The organism is Corallococcus sp. CA054B, assembly GCF_003611625.1.
GTDB classification, from domain to species: domain Bacteria; phylum Myxococcota; class Myxococcia; order Myxococcales; family Myxococcaceae; genus Corallococcus; species Corallococcus coralloides.
Window position 1 is genome coordinate 1 of record NZ_RAVY01000208.1, and the last position, 16875, is coordinate 16875.

General features: G+C 70.4%; 13 protein-coding genes. 7 read left to right on the top strand and 6 right to left on the bottom strand.

Translation table 11 applies throughout. From position 1 onward, the window contains the following. The first annotated feature begins 71 nt into the window (after positions 1–71). The 4 genes from D7V80_RS34195 to pyrF all read left to right on the top strand — a co-directional run bounded on the left by D7V80_RS34195 (position 72) and on the right by pyrF (position 4691). Positions 72–902: a sulfatase-like hydrolase/transferase gene (locus D7V80_RS34195; RefSeq protein WP_120592085.1), complete on the top strand. Its 831-nt coding sequence runs from the start codon at positions 72–74 to the stop codon at positions 900–902. Between the two features lie 140 nt (positions 903–1042). Then, positions 1043–2866 carry a hypothetical protein gene (locus D7V80_RS34200; RefSeq protein WP_120592086.1) on the top strand — a complete coding sequence of 608 codons (1824 nt, stop codon included), beginning with the start codon at positions 1043–1045 and terminating at the stop codon, positions 2864–2866. A gap of 197 nt (positions 2867–3063) precedes the next feature. Continuing rightward, complete coding sequence (locus D7V80_RS34205; protein ID WP_120592087.1) at positions 3064–3825, top strand: SDR family NAD(P)-dependent oxidoreductase; 762 nt, start codon at positions 3064–3066, stop codon at positions 3823–3825. Positions 3826–3839: 14 nt separating this feature from the next. After that, positions 3840–4691 carry an orotidine-5'-phosphate decarboxylase gene (gene pyrF, locus D7V80_RS34210; protein WP_120592088.1) on the top strand — a complete coding sequence of 284 codons (852 nt, stop codon included), beginning with the start codon at positions 3840–3842 and terminating at the stop codon, positions 4689–4691. 40 nt (positions 4692–4731) lie between these two features. On the opposite strand, the gene D7V80_RS34215 is transcribed toward pyrF, so the two are convergent. Both D7V80_RS34215 and D7V80_RS34220 read right to left on the bottom strand, forming a co-directional pair. Then, positions 4732–7305: a penicillin-binding protein 1A gene (locus tag D7V80_RS34215; protein WP_120592089.1), complete on the bottom strand. Its 2574-nt coding sequence runs from the start codon at positions 7303–7305 to the stop codon at positions 4732–4734. 31 nt (positions 7306–7336) lie between these two features. Continuing rightward, positions 7337–8299 carry an RluA family pseudouridine synthase gene (locus tag D7V80_RS34220; RefSeq protein ID WP_120592090.1) on the bottom strand — a complete coding sequence of 321 codons (963 nt, stop codon included), beginning with the start codon at positions 8297–8299 and terminating at the stop codon, positions 7337–7339. Between the two features lie 44 nt (positions 8300–8343). Between D7V80_RS34220 and D7V80_RS34225 the strand changes: the two genes are divergently transcribed. The 3 genes from D7V80_RS34225 (at position 8344) to D7V80_RS34235 (ending at position 13162) form a co-directional block, all read left to right on the top strand. Then, the gene (locus D7V80_RS34225; RefSeq protein WP_199738928.1) at positions 8344–9819 is read left to right on the top strand and encodes a pentapeptide repeat-containing protein; all 1476 of its coding nucleotides are present in this window, start codon (positions 8344–8346) and stop codon (positions 9817–9819) included. Positions 9820–10277: 458 nt separating this feature from the next. After that, positions 10278–11513, top strand: a complete 1236-nt coding sequence (locus D7V80_RS34230) for a DUF3943 domain-containing protein (protein ID WP_120592092.1) — start codon at positions 10278–10280, stop codon at positions 11511–11513. 71 nt (positions 11514–11584) lie between these two features. Next, the gene (locus tag D7V80_RS34235) at positions 11585–13162 is read left to right on the top strand and encodes a DUF3943 domain-containing protein (RefSeq protein WP_120592093.1); all 1578 of its coding nucleotides are present in this window, start codon (positions 11585–11587) and stop codon (positions 13160–13162) included. 3 nt (positions 13163–13165) lie between these two features. Here D7V80_RS34235 and D7V80_RS34240 read toward each other — a convergent pair whose 3' ends face one another. The 4 genes from D7V80_RS34240 to D7V80_RS34255 all read right to left on the bottom strand — a co-directional run bounded on the left by D7V80_RS34240 (position 13166) and on the right by D7V80_RS34255 (position 16842). Next, complete coding sequence (locus tag D7V80_RS34240) at positions 13166–13783, bottom strand: MOSC domain-containing protein (RefSeq protein WP_120592094.1); 618 nt, start codon at positions 13781–13783, stop codon at positions 13166–13168. A 36-nt stretch (positions 13784–13819) separates the two neighbouring features. Continuing rightward, entirely contained in the window at positions 13820–14794 is a 975-nt protein-coding gene (locus D7V80_RS34245) for an MBL fold metallo-hydrolase (protein ID WP_120592096.1), read from the bottom strand. Between the two features lie 65 nt (positions 14795–14859). Beyond that, positions 14860–15777: a DMT family transporter gene (locus D7V80_RS34250; protein ID WP_233585920.1), complete on the bottom strand. Its 918-nt coding sequence runs from the start codon at positions 15775–15777 to the stop codon at positions 14860–14862. An 87-nt stretch (positions 15778–15864) separates the two neighbouring features. Further along, the gene (locus D7V80_RS34255) at positions 15865–16842 is read right to left on the bottom strand and encodes a GNAT family N-acetyltransferase (RefSeq protein ID WP_199738929.1); all 978 of its coding nucleotides are present in this window, start codon (positions 16840–16842) and stop codon (positions 15865–15867) included. Between the last annotated feature and the right edge of the window lie 33 nt (positions 16843–16875).

The following is a 16875-nucleotide window of genomic DNA, read 5'->3' on the forward strand; positions in this document are numbered from 1 at the left end:
CCCTTCTGCTTGTCCAACGCCCGCCACGTCCCCATCCCTACGCCCAACCACAGACGCCGGAGCGTGCCCGCGTGGCGACGAAGTCCGCGAAGAAGAAGCAGCCCAACATCCTGGTCATCTTCGGAGACGACACCGGCTACTGGAACCTCAGCGCCTACAACCTGGGCGTCATGGGCGACCGCGACGAGTTCCTGCCCACCGTGCACGGCTTCGACGAGTTCTTCGGCAACCTCTACCACCTCAACGCGGAGGAGGAGCCGGAGAACGTGGACTACCCCAAGGCCCCCGCGTTCCGGCAGCACTTTGGCCCGCGCGGCGTGCTCAAGAGCAAGGCGGACGGCAAGACGGGCATCGGGCTCTACCCGGACGGCATGGTGGAGTACGACGGACACGTGGGACGGCTGCTCGACAAGCTGGACCAGCTGGGCATCGCGGACGACACCATCGTCGTCTACACCACCGACAACGGCGCGATGACGAGCATGTGGCCGGACGGCGGCATGACGCCGTTCCGCGGCGAGAAGGACACCAACTGGGAGGGCGCGTTCCGGGCCCCGTGCGTCGTGCGCTGGCCCGGCGTCGTGAAGCCCGGCACGCAGATCAACGAGCTGTTCTCCTCCGAGGATTGGCTGCCCACGCTGGTCGCCGCCGCGGGCGAGCCGGACATCGTGCAGAAGCTGCTCGACGGCCATGACGCGGGCGACAAGCACTTCAAGGTCCACCTGGACGGCTACGAGCAGACCTGGATGATCGACCGCGCCTTCGTCATGGTGCCCGCGCAGGCAATCGTGGGCCGGTTCCTGGCCACCTTCCGGGAGTTCCCCTCACGCCAGCACCCGTCCAGCTTCTCCATCGACCAGGTGATGGCGACGATGGAGAACGGCGCCACCCCCGTTCACTGAGGGACGCCCGCGGCGCGGAGGCGGCAGCTACGCCTTCGCGCAGCGATGGGCGGTGTTTCCAATCCATCTTCGCGAGGAAACACGCCTTGTGCGTCCCGGGAGTATGAGTCATCCAGGGTCCCTTCCCGGAACCTCGCGACATGACCGTCTCCCCTTCCCCGGACGTGCAGGACGCAGCCCCCAACGGCAGGCGCTGGCGCCGCGTCGCCCTGTGGGCCCTGGTGGCGGTGGCGGTGCTGGAGGTCGCCCTCAACGTCGCGCTCAACACGGGCGTCACCCAGGCCATCATGGGCCGCGCGACGGACCGCACGCAGCTGACGTGGCAGCGCGCGTGGTGGCTGTGGCCCGTGGGCCGGCTCCACCTGAAGGGCTTCACCCTCACCCAGCAGGACTCGAACGTCTGGTGGAAGGTGGAGGTGGACGCGCTGGAGGCGGGCATGTCCCTCACGGGCCTCTTGCGCAAGCGCGTGGACGTGGACGGCATCGACGGGCACGGCGCCCGCTTCCACCTGGAGCCGTCCGGCGCACCCGCGGAACCGTCCGCCCCGAACAGCAAGCCCTGGGTCATCCACCTGAAGGACGTCACGCTGCACGAGGTGCGCGAGCTGGACTTCAGCCGCGTGCGCTTCGCGGGCGCGATGGACGTCACCGGCACGCTGAACCTCCAGTCCCGTGAACGCATCGAGGTGGACCTGCCGTCGGTGCGCGTGGCCGAGGGCTTCATCGAAGTGGACGGCAAGCGCGTGGCGCGGCTGGAGTCGCTCGACTCGCGCGCCCGGCTCGACGCGCCCTTCCGGGCCGGAAAGGGCTACGACCTCTCCCAGGCCCTGGGCGGCCAGGTGAAGACGCGCATCGACGTGCTGCCCCTGGATTGGCTCAACGACCTGCTGGGCGCGAGCGCCCCCGTGTCGCTGCGCGGCGGCGCGGGGCGGATGGACCTGGACGTGCGCATGGAGCGCAACACGCTGGCGCCGGGCAGCCAGCTCAAGGCCTCCGGTGAAGCGCTGGACCTGCGCGCAGGCCCCATGAGAGCGCACGCTCCGTGGAGCCTCCAGGCGTCCATGGATCCGGAGCCGAAGGGAGGGCCGTCGGGTTCGCTGCGGCTGGCCTTCGCGCCCGTGCACATGTCGGGTCCCAAGGGCTACGACCTGGACATCCCGGAGGTCGCCCTCACCGTGCAGGCCCGGCGGCGGGAAGGTCAGCCCGGCCTGGAGCTACAGCCCGAGCTGCGCGTGGCGAGGAGCAAGTCCCTGGACCTGCGCGTGCTCAATCCGTGGCTGGGGCAGACGCTCGAAATCGACTCCGGCCACGTGACGGTGCGCAGCGAGGACCCCTCCAAGGGCAAGGGCGCGAAGGCGCGCAACGCGCTGGAGCTGCGCCTGGACACGGACCTCATCTCCGGACGCATGGGGCCCAACAAGGTCCTCCTGCGCGCGGAGGTGGAGGTGGATGCGCGGCACCTGTCCTGGGACATGACGGAGCTGGGCCTGAGCGGGACGACGCTGCGGCTGAGGGACGTGTCCTCCAACGGCAACGTGCCCATCCGCGCCTGGAGCGGGAACTTCACCCTGCCGCGCGCCAGCCTCTCCCTGTCCCCCACGGTGCTGAAGGCGCGCTTCTCAAGCCAGCTCACCGACACGCAGCCCATCGTCGCGCTCATCACCTCGTCCAAGAAGCTGCCCGGCTTCCTCACGTCCCTGCTCAACATCCCGAAGGTGGAGGTGACGGGGCAGGTGCAGATCGACGAGTTCGGACTCCAGCTGCGCGAGCTGAAGGCGAAGGGCGAGAGCTTCTCGCTGGAAGGTCACCTGGACCTGGTGCGGGGCAACATCACCGGCGCCCTGCTGGCGTCGCTGGGCGCGGTGACGGGCGGCATCGAGCTGCGGCCCGGCGGCAAGCACGACCTGCACCTGATGAAGGCGACGGAGTGGTACAAGAGCCAGCCGGTGCCGCCGTTCCGCTGAAGCCCCACACTGGGGAGGATGAGCCTGGGCGCCGGCCGGCCTTGCGTAGGCCGCCACCGCGCCCAGCAGCACCCGCCAGGGTGTCAACGCGTTGGCGGCAGCACCTCGTCCCGCGGTGGGGGAAAGGTGTTTTGCGTGCCCTCGGACGCGCAACCGTGCGACAAGGCGGGCCGCTGCGACACCCTTCGGAGGACGGCATGGCGGAGATGACCTACCGGACGGCGCTGGTGACTGGCGCCTCGAGCGGCCTGGGACGTGGACTGGCCCTGTGGCTGGCGAAGCACGGCGTGCGCGTCTTCGCGACGGGCCGGCGGCTGACGCACTTGCAGGCCCTCTCCGCGGAGGCGCAGGCCGCGGGCGCCGCGGTGGAGCCCGTCGTCATGGACGTCAGCGCCGTGGAGCCCTCCCAGGAGCGCATCCGCGCCATCGACGCGGAGTGCGGCGGGCTGGACCTGGTGGTGGCCAACGCCGGCATCGGCGGCCCCACGCACGGCAAGCGCATGGACTGGGAGCGCACCCGCTCCATCATCGACACCAACGTCACCGGCGCCGCCGCCACGCTGTGCGCGGTGCTGCCGCAGATGGTGGAGCGCCGCCGGGGCCACATCGTCGGCGTGTCCAGCCTCGCGGGGATGCGGGGGCTCGCGGGCCACGCCGCCTACTCCGCGTCCAAGGCCTTCCTCGCCACCTTCCTGGAGAGCCTGCGCGTGGACCTGAAGGGCACCGGCGTCCAGGTGACGTGCGTCTACCCGGGCTTCGTGAAGAGCGAGCTCACCGCGAAGAACACCTTCCCCATGCCCTTCCTCATGGAGACCGAGGACGCCGTCGCGCGCATGGGCCGCGCCATCTTCGCGGGCGCCGCGGAGGTGAGCTTCCCCTGGCAGCTGGCCACGCCCATGCGCGTCCTGAAGGTCATGCCCAATCCGCTCTTCGACGCCACCGCGCGCCGGCTGAAGTGAGAGGAGGCCCTCCCATGACGACCCCGTCCTTCGCACAGCGCTTCGCGAAGCTCGCCGACGAGCGCTCCCCCTTCTGCCTGGGCCTGGACCCGTCCCGCGACGTGCTCGCCCGCTGGAACCTGCCGGACACGGTGCAGGGCCTGTCCGACTTCTGCGACCGGCTGGCCGACGCGGCCGGTGAGACGCTCTCGGTGGTGAAGCCCCAGAGCGCCTTCTTCGAGCGCCACGGCCCCGAAGGGCTCGTCGTGCTCCAGCGCGTCCTCCAGCGCTTCCGCGCCGCGGGCACCCTCACGCTGCTGGACGTGAAGCGCGGCGACATCGGGTCCACCATGGACGCCTACGCGGAATCGCTGTTCGGCAGGGGCAGCGCGTACGACGTGGACGCCGCCACCTTCACCGCGTACCTGGGCCTGGGCGCGCTCGCGAAGACCGTGGAGCGCGCGCGGGCCCACGGGGCCTGCGCCTTCGTGGTGGTGCGCTCGTCCAACCCGGAAGGCGTGCCCGTGCAGAACGCGGTGGGCGGCGACGGCCGCACCGTGGCCCAGGCCGTGGCGGACGGCCTGCGCGAGCTGAACGAGAAGGCCGGCCCCGGCGTGCTGCCCGCGGGCGCGGTGATGGGCGCCACGCTGCCTCCAGCCGACCGCGACGTGGTGGAGCGGCTGGGCGGCGCGCTGCTGCTCACGCCGGGCATCGGCTCGCAGGGCGCGGGCTTCAGCGACTTGCCCAAGCTCTTCTCCGGCCGCGAGCGGCAGGTGCTGCCCACCGCCGCGCGCTCCGTGCTGGAGGCCGGGCCGGACGTGGCCGCGCTGAAGAAGGCCCTGGAAGCACATCAGGCGCCCTCGCGTGCGTTCCGCGAAGGCGCCTGAAGGGCACTGCACTCGAGGCTCAGGCGATGAGGCGCGCGGGCTACTGCGCGCCCATCATGAACTGGTCCACGCCGACCTGGTTCTTGTCGGGCACGGCTTCCTTCGGCTCCGTGCCCTTCTTGAAGAACATCAGCTCCGCGCCCTTGGCACCGGGGCTGGACACCTTGCCCGTCTTCTTGTCGATGTAGAGCCGCGCCAGCTGCATGGACTGCCAGGGGTAGAACTCCGACTGCGGCCGGCCCTCCAGCGCGCGCTTCATGTAGTTGAGCCAGATGGGCAGCGCCGCGCGGCCACCCGTCTCGTAGCGGCCCAGCGGGTGCGGGTTCAGGTCGTAGCCCACCCACGCCACCGTCACCAGGTCCTTGGTGTAGGCCGCGAACCACGCGTCGAAGGAGTCGTTCGTCGTGCCCGTCTTGCCCGCCGCCGGCTTGCCCAGCTTCTGCGCGGGACCGCCGGTGCCCTGGAGCACCACGCCGCGCAACAGGTGCGTGAGGATGAAGCCCGTCTCCGCGCTCATCACCTGCTCGCCCGGCTCGAAGAGGCGCGCGTAGCCCGCGGCCACGCGGTCCTGCAGCGGGGCCCACGCGTCGTCGAATGCCGTATGGTCCTCCAGCGTGCGGCCGAAGCGGTCCTCCACCTTGCGGATGAAGTACGTGGGCTTCTTGCGGCCGTAGCGGTTGAAGGTCGCGTACGCGGAAGCCAGGTCGAACGGGTACACGCAGGACGAACCGAGCGCCGCGGAGAAGTCCATGTTCATGGGCGTCGTCAGGCCCAGCTTCTTGGACCAATCCGCCATGTTGTGCACGCCCACCGCGCCGAACGTCTTCACCGCGGGGATGTTCATGGAGTTCACCAGCGCCGTGCGCAGCAGCACGTCACCCACGAACTCCTCGCTGTAGTTGGCCGGCTTCCACGACACCTTGTTGTCCGGGTCGTGCTCCACGATGGGCGAGTCCACGATGACGGTGGCCTCCGTCCAGTTCAGCTGCTCCAGCGCCGCCGAGTACACGAACGGCTTGAAGGATGAACCCGGCTGACGGCACGCCTGGAAGGCGCGGTTGAACTCGTTGTCGTCGAAGTCGTAACCGCCCACCATCGCGGTGAGGTACTGGCGATGCGGGTCGATGGAGACCAGCGCGCTCTGCGCCTCCGGCGTCTGCTCCAGCCGGAAGAGCTTCACGCCCTCCTCGGGGATCTCCTCCGCCAGCTTCTTGTCCCACTGCTCCTTGTCGTCCGTGAGCTCCTTCTTCACCACGTGACGAAGGACGACGACGTCACCCACCGCCACGGCCTTCTTGACGGAGGTGATCATGCTCGCCGGGTAGTAGCTCTCCGGGTTCACCTTGCGCGCCCAGCGCATGCCCAACAGCGGCAGCCGGCCCTGGTGCGGCCCCACCTGCACGTCGGAGCCCTTGCCGTCGTCGTCGATGCGGGTGACGACGCCCACGTAGAGGCGGTTCTCGACGAGTTCCTCCTTGCCCATGGCCTTCTTCGCCTTGGCGATGAAGGCGCTGCGCTCGGCCTCGGTGGCCAGCTGCATCACCGGACCGCGCCAGCCCTGGCGCTTGTCCACGGACATCAGGCCGTCCAGCACGGAGTCCTGCGCCGCGCGCTGCCGCTCGCTGTCCATGGTGGTGAAGACCTTGAGGCCTTCCTTCAGCAGCACCGGGTTGCCGTAGCGGTCCACGATGTCCTTGCGCACCTGCTCCACGAAGTACGGGGCGAACTCGTGGAAGACGTCCTCCACCGGGTACACCTTCACCGGCTCCGCGTTGGCCTGGTCGTGCTCGGCCTTCGAAATCATGCCCTCCGTCAGCATGCGGCCCAGCACGTACGAGCGGCGCTTCTTCGCGGCCTCCGGACGCAGGAAGGGCGAGTAGCGGCTGGGCGCCTGGGGCAGGCCCGCGATGAGCGTCATCTCCCCCAGCGTCAGGTCGCGCACGTCCTTGCGGTAGTAGTTCTCCGCCGCGCTCTGCACGCCGTAGCTGTGGTGCCCGAGGAAGACGTTGTTCAGGTAGAGGTACAAAATCTCTTCCTTCGTCAGCGCCTGCTCCAGCCGGAAGGCGAGGATGGCCTCGCGGATCTTGCGCTTGGGCGTCTTCGCGGTGGCCTCCTTGTAGCCCTCCGCGGAGATGAGGACCGCCTTCGCGGTCTGCTGCGTGAGCGTGGAGCCGCCCTGCACGCCGCCGGCGCGCAGGCCCAGCTTCGTCATCACCGTCTTTGAGACGGCGCGCGTGGTGCCCAGCACGTCCACGCCGAAGTGGTCGAAGAAGCTGGAGTCCTCGCTGGCGATGAACGCCTGGACCAGCCGCTTGGGGATGCGCTCGTAGGGCACCACCTTGCGCCGCTCGTTGTAGAACTCGCCCGCGAGCACCGCGTCGTCGGTGTAGACCTCCGTGACGATGGGCGGCCAGTACTCGTCCACCTTCGGGATGGCGGGCAGCCCGTCGGAGAAGACGTAGTAGGCACCCACGACGGCGAGCACGCCCGCGGTGGCGCCCATGAGGCCCAGCACGGCGGCGAGCTTCATCAAGCGCACGAGGATGTTGCGCTTGGGCGGAACGCCGTCGAGCACCAGCTTGGAGCGGCTGCGGTCAATCTTCGGGTCGGCCATGCGTGTTTGTGTCGAGTCCTGGGCTCAAGGCTTAGAGGAGCGCCGCCCGCTTCAGCACGTCCTTCAATTCGGATGGCATGGGGGTCTCCACGACGACCTTCCTGTCATCCTCGGGGTGCGGAAATTCGATGCGCTCGGCGTGCAGGAACAGACGTTTGAGCCCCCAGCGCGCCCGCACATCGCGGTTGAAGGCGAAGTCTCCGTACTTCTTGTCACCCGCCACCGGGTGGCCCACGGCGACCAGGTGCCTTCTTATCTGATGCGTGCGCCCGGTCTCGATGGTGCAGGAGAGGAGGGCTGCCTCGCTCGACTGGCGCACGACCTTCCAGCGGGTGACGGCCTCCTGCATGTTCACTCCCCGACGGGCCTTGGATTCGGCCGTCTGCTGGTGCTCGGCGAGCGGCAGGTCGATGACCCCGGAGTCCCTGGGCATCTTCCCCTTCACCAGGGTCAGGTAGCGCTTCTTCGGGTGGCCGTGGGTGAAGATTTCCGTGAAATGCACCATCGCCGGGCGGCGCTTGGCCACCAGGATGACGCCGGAGGTCTCCCGGTCCAGGCGGTGGGCGGGTGAGGCGGTGAAGTCGTTGCGGGTCGCCTTGGGGCCCAGGTAGGCGCGGACGTAGTCCACCAGGGTGCCCCCGGTGATGCCGCTGCCGGTATGGACGGCCATTCCGCTGGGCTTGTCCACGGCCATGAGCCAGTCGTCTTCCATCAGGATGACCAGCCGGGAGGGGTCCACCGGTGGCGGCGGGGGGGGCGGACGGTCCGATTTCGGACGCTCCGCGAGGGTGAGCTGCTCTTCGGTGCCGCGGATGGTGAGCACGTCTCCTTCGACAAGCAACTGCTCTGGCTGCGCGCGCTTGCCGTTCACTCGCACCTTCTTGGTGCGGATCATCTTGAAGAGGTGGCTGACGGGGACGTTGGGCATCCGCTTGCGCAGGTGCTTGTCCAGCCGCATCCCGACGGTGTCGGCTTCGATTCGGTACTCGATCATTTGTGCTGGCGCCTGGACCAGAGCACACGAATAATTCGGGGTCCATGCCGAAAGCCCCAACTATCGAGAAGCTGCTCCAGAACGGTTCCGCCGAATGGAACAAGCTGCGCAAGTCCGGCCAGGCGCCCACCGGCCAGACGGGCGCCACGTTCACGCAGCTGTTCTCCGCCAACGCCGACCTCTCCGGACTGGAGCTGGTGGGCTCCGAGTGGGAGCGCTGTGACCTGTCGAAGATGAACTTCCGGGACACGGACCTCACCAACGCCTACTTCCACGGGGGCCGCCTCCAGGACTGCGACTTCCGCGGCGCCAACCTGGAAGGCTGTGTCTTCGAGAAGCTCAAGCTCCTGCGCTGTGACTTCACGGGCGCCAAGGGTCTGGAAGACCTGGAGATGGACGACGTGGACATGGACCGCGTGACGGGCCTGGACGGCGAGGAGGCCCCGCCGCCGCCGCCCCCGCCGGTGCAGGGCATCACGGCGTTCACCCGTGAGCAGCGCGAGAAGATGCTCGGCCAGACGCACGCGGGCGGCGCCATGGACGGCGCGGCGTCCCCGCACCCGGACGAGCTGCCCCCGTTCCGGCCGCAGGATCCGCCGGGCTCGCTCTTCTTCCGCGCCCTCAAGCGCGTGGGCGCGCCCCCGCTCTGGGTGCTGGACGTGCCGGGCCTGCGTCCGCTCTTGCCCCAGCGGCTGCCGCCGGGCAGCTCCCTGGAGACGCTCTACCGCGAGGCGGTGAAGACGCGGCTGGAGAACAAGAAGCCCGCGGCGGACCCCGGCGCGGTGGAGCGCGCGCAGAAGGCGCTGCGCATGGGCGGCAAGGAGGCCAACGTCGCGGCGGTGTACCTGCGCGAGGTGGGCGTGCTGCCCTTGTTCCGCTTCGCCGCGGCGAAGCAGCTCAAGGCGGAGCTGCGCACCGAGGTGGAGGTGGACGACCTCACGGGCTCCGTGGATCCGCGCACCACGGGGGCGCTGCTGGAGCTGCGCCTGACGCACGAGGTGGTGGAGCACGTGCACGAGGTGCGTCGCCGGCTGGCGGCCGCGCAGCTGTACACGTCGCTGCTGGAGGCGGGCTTCAACCCGGAGAACAACTGGGACGAGGCGCTGGAGTCGGCGGACGCGTCGCTGGAGCTGGCGAACGCGGCCACGGGCGAGGACCGGCAGGCACTGCTGGAGGGCTTCCAGGTGTTCGCGGCCCTGCCGGAGGAGGCGCGGCTGCGCCGCCTGGCGTACCTGGCGGAGTCCGTGTCCAACCTGGAGCTGCTCAGCCGGCTGCCGGAGGGCATGGAGCCGCAGTGGCTGTCCGGCCCGGAGGTGCGCGAGTGCCACGAGCGCGAGATGACCTACGTGCAGTCGCTCAAGGCGCAGGACATCCCGGCGAAGGTGCCGGCGCTGGGCAAGGCGGAGCTGGGCGTGCCCGAGGGCGAGGTGCCCGAGGAGAGCGACGACGACCTGTTCGTGCACGTGCGGTGCGACGTGTGCGGCAAGGAGAAGCTCATCGTCCAGTCGCCGGAGGCGTAGTGCCCCGCCTCCCGCGGCGCGGGAGCTGAAGCAGTGGAGGCCCGGCCGGAGCGCCCCGCGCGCATCCCGCCGGGCCTTTTCATGTCGTGCGCCGCCTGTGTGCAGGAAGCCCTTCCGCTCTCATCCCCAGGGGAGGCGTTCATCCCGCGCCCGGCTCCCTACCTTCAGGGCACGCGGCGTGGCACCGCGAGCGAGGGTGCGGCGGGCGGGATATGGGGCGAGCCAGGCGCGGACGGGGGCACGGCGGAGCGGGAAGTCCGTGGCCTCCGCGTGGCGCGCTGCTCGCCTGCGGACTGCTGCTGAGCGGGCCTGCCTTCGCCCAGGAGGAGCGGTGGGAGGACGCCCCTCCACCTCCCGCTAACGCTCCCGAGCGGGCCGGGCCGCCAGCGGATGCCCCGCTGAACGATGAGACTGTCCGCGAGGACGCGTCCCGGGGGGAGGCCCACCCGTGGCTGGCGGTGGGGGAGATCACCGCCATCAACCTGTTCGTCTGGACGTGGGACCGGGTCCTCGCGAACGCGGAGTGGGCGCGGGTGGGCCCGGACTCGTGGAAGGAGAACCTGCGCACGGGCTTCGTCTGGGACGCGGACGGCTTCCTCACCAACCAGTTCGCGCATCCGTACCACGGCAGCCTCTATTTCACGGCCGCGCGCGACAACGGCGTGCCCTACCTGGCCACCCTGCCCTTCACGCTGTTTGGCAGCGCGCAGTGGGAGCTGTTCGCGGAGAACGAGCCGCCCTCCGTCAACGACCTCCTCAACACGTCCGTGGGCGGCATGGCCATGGGCGAGGCGCTCTACCGGCTGTCCTCGCTGGTGCTCGACACGGAGGCCAGGGGCGGTGAGCGCTTCGTGCGCGAGCTCACCGCCGCCGCCATGAGCCCCGTGCGCGGCTTCAACCGCGTGGTGCGCGGCGACGTGACACGCCAGGAACCCACGCCCACGGAGTGGAGGCCCCGCGACCTGTCCATCTGGGGGACCGTGGGCTACCTCAAGCTGGGCGACGGCCAGCCCCTGCCCTGGGGCGAGGACCAGTTCTTCCTCCAGCTCGCCATGCGCTACGGCGACATGTACCAGGGCCCCCTCCACCGCCCCTTCGACGCCTTCGACGCGCGCGTCCAGTTCACCACCGCCGAGAGCAGCCTCATCAGCCACTCGAAGCTCCAGGGGTTGATCGCCAAGTCATCCCTCTTGAGCACGGAGAAGGACGAGCTGCGCCTGGGCTTCCTCCAGCAGATCAGCCACGTGGACACGCAGGCGTACGAGCTGGGCGGTCAGTCCCTGGAGTTCGGCCTCCTGCACGAGCGACATTTCAGCGAGCGCTCGAAGCTGAGGACCGCGCTGCTCCTGGACGGAAGCCTGATCACCGGCATCTCGTCCGAGCACAGCGGCAAGGCGAACCGCGACTACGACTACGGCCCCGGCCTGGGCTTGAACCTCCAGCTGGCGTACATGCGCGGCGCCTGGGAGGTCCTCACGCTGGAGGCGAGCACCTCCCACATCATGGTGCTGGACGGATCCAAGGGCTCACACCAGGTGTTCACCGGCCAGCTCCAGGCGGACATCCCGGTGTTCGAACACCTGGGGCTGGGCACGGAGCTGAACTGGTTCCACCGCCACAGCCGCTTCGACACCTACCCGGACGTGCTGAAGGAGGCGTACCAACTGCGCATCTTCCTCTCCGTGCACTACTAGTCCACAGCCCGTGAGGATGAGACCCGGGGGCGCTTTCCAACACCTGACTGCTTACCTTCCGGGTGCGCGGCATGGGGCCGCGCGCGGAGGGGCGGGCGGACCGGATGGGGCACGGCGGGCGGGCGCCAGGGCGCGGCGGATTCCGGGGGCCGTGGCTGCCGCGAGGCGTGGCGCTGGCGTGCGCCCTGCGCGCCTGCGTCGCGTTCGCGGACGGTTCGCCACAGGACATGGTGCGCTCGGTTCCGTCCAGCGTCATGGCCCTCTGCGCGGCGCGGCTTTCGCCCGGCCAGGAGACCCAGTGGGCCCCCTGTCCACCCGCGACCGAGGAGAACCCCTCGCTGCCGGCGGATGCGCCCGTGAAGGAGGACGACATCCGGGACACCCCCGGGCCCCACCCGTGGATTGCGTTGGGGGAAGTGACCGCCATCAACCTGGTCGTCTGGACGTGGGACCGGTACATCGCGAACAAGGACTGGGCGTACATCTCCCCGTCCGTATGGAAGGAGAACTTCCGCACGGGCTTCGTCTGGGACCAGGACGGCTTCTCCACCAACCAGTTCGCCCACCCGTATCACGGCGGCCTCTACTACACGGCCGCGCGCGACAACGGCCTGCCTTACGAGGCCGCGGTGCCGCTCACCTTCCTGGGCAGCCTGCAGTGGGAGCTGTTCGCGGAGAACGAGCCGCCGTCCGCCAATGACCTCATCAACACGACCGTGGGCGGCGTGGCCATGGGCGAAGCGCTCTACCGGCTGTCCTCGCTGGTGCTGGACACGGAGGTCCGGGGCCGGCAGCGCTTCGTCCGCGAGCTGACCGCCGGCATCATCAGCCCCGTGCGCGGCTTCAACCGCGTGCTGCGCGGCGACGTTTCCCACCATGGCCCCTCGCCGACGGAGTGGTGGCCGGACGACATCGCGGGCTGGGCCTCGCTGGGCTACCTCAAGCTGGGCGACGGCAGGTCCCTGGCCTGGGGCGAGGATCAGTTCTTCATCCAGGGCGCCCTGCGCTACGGCGACATGTACCGGGGCACCTTCCACCACCCCTTCGACGCCTTCGACGCGCGCGTCCAGTTCACCACCCGGGAGAACAGCCTCGTCACCAACGCGCGGCTGCAGGGCCTGCTCGTGAAGGCCACGCTCTGGAGCGCCGAGCGCGACGAGCTGCGCCTGGGCCTGCTCCAGCAGCTCGATTATACGGACACGCTCGCGTACGAGGTGGGCGGCCAGTCCCTGGATGCGGGCCTGCTGCACGAGCACCGGTTCGCCAACCGCTCCCGGCTGAGGACCGCGCTGCTCGTGGATGGCAGCCTCATCACCGGCGTCACCTCCGAGCACACCGACAGCGAGGGCAACGAGGGCCGCGACTACGACTACGGCCCCGGCCTGGGCTTCCAGCTCCAGATGGCGTACCTGCGCGAGGACTGGGAGGTCCTCACGCTGGAGGCGGGCGCCGAACACGTGCTCGTGGTGGACGGCTCGGGCGGCTCGCACCGGGTGCGCCAGGCCCAGCTGCAGGTGGACCTCCCCGTGTACAAGAACCTGGGGATGGGCTCGCAGCTGAACTGGTTCCAACGCCACAGCCGCTTCGACTCCTTCCCGGCCGTGACGAAGGACACCTGGCAGCTGCGCATCTTCGTGTCCCTGCACTGACGCTCAGCCCGCCGCCTCCGATTCGGAAGGCGCGGAGGGCAGCGAGTACGTCACCGGCGGCGGCAGCATCACGCGCACCGCGTCGCCCGCGCGGATGAGGCCCGGGCGCTCCACCCAGCCCACCAGCCCGCGCTTCTGCCACGCGGCCTTCACGAAGCGGCCCGCCAGCCCCTTCCGGTCCGGGTGGTGCGCCTCAATCACGCGGCCCGGCCCCACGCAGGGCTGGTTCTCCCCTTCCATCACCAGCGTGGCCTCTTCCGGGAAGAACAGCCGCGTCCCCGGCGGAAGGTGCGTCAGCCGCGGCACGCCCACGAGCTCCAGGTTCGCGCCCAGCCACGACGCCAGCACGTGCGGCACGCCCAGCGTGAGCGCCACCTCCACCAGCTCCTCGCGTGACACGATGGAGAGCTGCCGGGTGTTGCGGATGAGCGTGCCCTTGGGGAACCACGGCACCCGCACGTCCGCCTTGCGCGTGAGGCCCGCGTGCCGGTCTCCGACGATGCCCGCGAAGTCGACCGTCACCTCGGGGACCTCCCGGGTGACGAAGCGCTTGGGTTCAGCGTCCGTGCACAGCAGCACGTTGGCCAGGTGTCCGGTCAGCGAGGGAGCAGGAGTGGGCATATCGGGCGCCCGTTCCAACACGCCGGCGCGGCGAAATCAAAACAGGGTCATCTGCTGTGGCTTGCCCAGCGGGCGGGCGTCCGTGCCCGCGTCGCGCAGCGCCTGGGCCAGCTCCTCCGCGAAGCCGTGGCAGGTGATGACGTCCCGCGCGCCGGTGTCCTTCACGTAGCGCAGGAGGGACGGGAAGTCCGCGTGGTCCGACAGCGGGAAGGCCACGTCCGCGCCGTAGCGCCGCGCGCCGCCGGGGTCCATGGCCCAGCCGGTGAGCACCGCCGTCGCCCGGGGCCAGTGCGGCGCCAGGGCCCCGCCTCGCGCCAGGTGCGGCGGGAAGAAGAGCACCTCGCCCGGCTCCACGCGGCCGTCGTAGCAGCGCAGGTTCTCGATGGGGACGCCCAGCTCCGCGTACAGCTCCGCGACCTCGAAGATGGACGGATGCGCCACCAGGTGGAAGCCGCGCAGGGCCAGCTGCTTCATCGCCTCCTGGCTCTTGCCCAGGGGATAGCCCAGTAGCACCGGCGTCACGCCCCGGTTCAGCTGCGCGCGCAGCCACGTCTCCACCTGCCCCAGCACCTCCGGGCGCGGCGGGAAGCGGTAGCGCGGGTGCCCGAAGGTGGACTCGATGACCAGCGTGTCGCAGGTCGCGACCTCCGTGGCCTCCGCGGTGAGCGACGGCGCGGTGTTGAGGTCCCCCGTGTAGACGATGCGCTTGCCATCCGCGCGCGTGACGCGCAGCTGCGCGCTGCCCAGGATGTGGCCCGCGGGCAACAGCTCCAGGAGCAGCGGCCCCAGCTCGAACGGGCGGCGGAACGGCACGGACAGCGGGGACGCCACCGGCCCCAACCGGTGGGCCATGAAGCGCAGCGTGGCGGCCGTGGCGATGGTGCTCTCGTGGCGGGCGATGTGGTCCGAGTGCCCGTGACTGACGAAGGACAGCGGCGACTTGCGCTTCGCGTCCAGCGACAGGGGCGTGCCCGTCAGGTGCAGGCCGTTGCGTCTCAGCTCCACGCTCATGGGATGGGCGCTGTCTATAGCGCGGCCCGGCCGCTCGCGCTCCCGGGCGGAGCCGCGTCGGATGCTCAGGCGGCGGGCGTGCGGCCCCGTGCCCGCCATCCGTCCCACACCGCCGCGCCCAGCTCCGACGCGAAGACGCCCACGACGATGAGCGCGCCGCCCAGCCACTCCTTGGCGCCCAGCACCTCGCGGCCCACCGCCACGGAGTAGGCCGAGGCGAACACCGGCTCCAGCGCGAAGATGAGCGCCGCGCGCACCGCGGAGGTGCGCGCCTGGCCCCAGGTCTGCACCAGGATGGCCACCGCGCTCGCGAGCACGCCACACGCGAGCACCGCCACCACCAGCGGCTGGCTCCACTCCAGCTTGCGCTCCACGAAGGGCAGGCACAGCGCGGACATCACCGCCACGCCGATGAGCTGCACCGCCACCAGCCCCAGGGCGTTGTCCTTCGTGGCGAAGCGCTCGGTGAGCAGGATGTGCCCCGCGTACGCCAACGCGCACCCGATGGACAGCCAGTCCCCCAGGCGCAAGCCGCCCCCGGACATCGCGTCGTTCGGAGTGGGCCGCGTCAGCCAGTACAGCCCCACCGCCGCCAGCACCACGCCCACGGAGGTGCCCCACCGGGGCATGCGCCGGAGCAGCACCATGGACAGCAGCGGGACGAAGAGGACGTTGAGGCCGGTGAGGAACGCCGCGCGCGACGGCGTGGTGTCCGTCAGCCCCACGGTCTGGAGCGCGAAGCACAGGAACAGCACCACCGCCAGCAGCAGCCCCTTGGGGATGATGCCGGGCGCGAACATCCGCCCGCGCGCGATGACGGCCAGCACCGCCGCGCCCACGATGAAGCGCAGGGTGAGGAACGTGAACGGATCCGCGAACGCGAGCGCGTCCTTCACCACCACGAACGTCAGTCCCCAGAAGACCGTGAGGAGCACCAGCGCCCCGTCCGCCTTCCACTGCGCACCCTCACGCCCTTCAGACACCGGATCCACCCTTCCCTGCCCGCGGCCTGAAGCAGGACGCCCTGCCGTTTGGCCCAGCCACGGGAAGAGCGCAACTCCCATCCGGCGTCAGGCCGGGAGCGGGCGCACCAGCACGACCAGTCGCTTGCTCCCCCCGGCCGCGTCCCACTGCTGGTTCGTGGCGACGGTCAGCGCGTCCGGCGCGGGGTGGAACCCCAGGCCGGAGAAGGTCCGCAGGGAGGCGGTGTTGTCCTCGTCGATGTCCGCGTGGAGCCGGTCCGCGCCCTGCCGGTGGATCTCCTCCACCAGGCACCGCACCAGCGCGGTGGCCACGCCCATGCGCCGCACCTTGGGGGACACCACCAGCGAGCGCACCCAGAAGCCGTCCAGGGACAGCCCCTCCTGATGGTAGTCGTCCGCCCAGGCGAAGCCGAGCAGGTGCCCCTGCGCATCGAACGCGCCCGCCGCCGCGCCCACGCGCCTGTCTTGCGGCAGGCCCCACCGGTCGCGCAGCTGCCGGCGCAGGAAGGTGCCGGACACCACCAGCCGCTCCGTGGCGAAGGCGAGCAGCGCGTCCAGGTCCTCCGGGCGCACCAGCCGGATTTCCAGCGGCCCCACGAACTGGCGGCGCAGCGGCTTCGTCCACCCGGAGAACAGGTCGCGCAGGTGGCGGAACACGGCGCGGGACGCGGGCTTCGTCCACACGCCGGACAGGGTGCGCTGCAAGAGGAACAGCGCCGGCCGCGTGGGCCTGGGCAGCCGCATCACCCACCGCCCGCGCTTGAGCGCGATGATGCGCCCCACCAGCTCCCCGCCCGCCACGTCCGTGCCGCCCAACAGCGACTCCGTCACCCAGGGCTCCGTGGAAAGCACCACCTGCGCGGCCAGCCGGGGCCCATGCCGCACCAGCGCCACGTCCCCGCGCGCCAGCCGCTCCGGCCCGCAGCGCAACAGCCGCACCGCGTCCCCGCTGCGGAGCAGCGGGTAGAGACACCGCCCCATGCCGCGCACCCACAGCCGGTGGCCGAAGGGCAGCGCCGCAAGCAGGTCCGCGAGCTCGGCCGTCGAGACGCCACCAGAGGGCATGACACTCACTCTGTCATGAAGGCGCCCCCGAAA

Coding starts and splice junctions, on each gene's coding strand:
- D7V80_RS34200 (WP_120592086.1), top strand. CDS start 1,043: ATGACCGTCTCCCCTTCCCCGGACGTGCAGGACGCAGCCCCCAACGGC.
- D7V80_RS34205 (WP_120592087.1), top strand. CDS start 3,064: ATGGCGGAGATGACCTACCGGACGGCGCTGGTGACTGGCGCCTCGAGC.
- pyrF (WP_120592088.1), top strand. CDS start 3,840: ATGACGACCCCGTCCTTCGCACAGCGCTTCGCGAAGCTCGCCGACGAG.
- D7V80_RS34215 (WP_120592089.1), bottom strand. CDS start 7,305: ATGGCCGACCCGAAGATTGACCGCAGCCGCTCCAAGCTGGTGCTCGAC.
- D7V80_RS34220 (WP_120592090.1), bottom strand. CDS start 8,299: ATGATCGAGTACCGAATCGAAGCCGACACCGTCGGGATGCGGCTGGAC.
- D7V80_RS34225 (WP_199738928.1), top strand. CDS start 8,344: ATGCCGAAAGCCCCAACTATCGAGAAGCTGCTCCAGAACGGTTCCGCC.
- D7V80_RS34235 (WP_120592093.1), top strand. CDS start 11,585: ATGGGGCCGCGCGCGGAGGGGCGGGCGGACCGGATGGGGCACGGCGGG.
- D7V80_RS34240 (WP_120592094.1), bottom strand. CDS start 13,783: ATGCCCACTCCTGCTCCCTCGCTGACCGGACACCTGGCCAACGTGCTG.
- D7V80_RS34245 (WP_120592096.1), bottom strand. CDS start 14,794: ATGAGCGTGGAGCTGAGACGCAACGGCCTGCACCTGACGGGCACGCCC.
- D7V80_RS34255 (WP_199738929.1), bottom strand. CDS start 16,842: ATGCCCTCTGGTGGCGTCTCGACGGCCGAGCTCGCGGACCTGCTTGCG.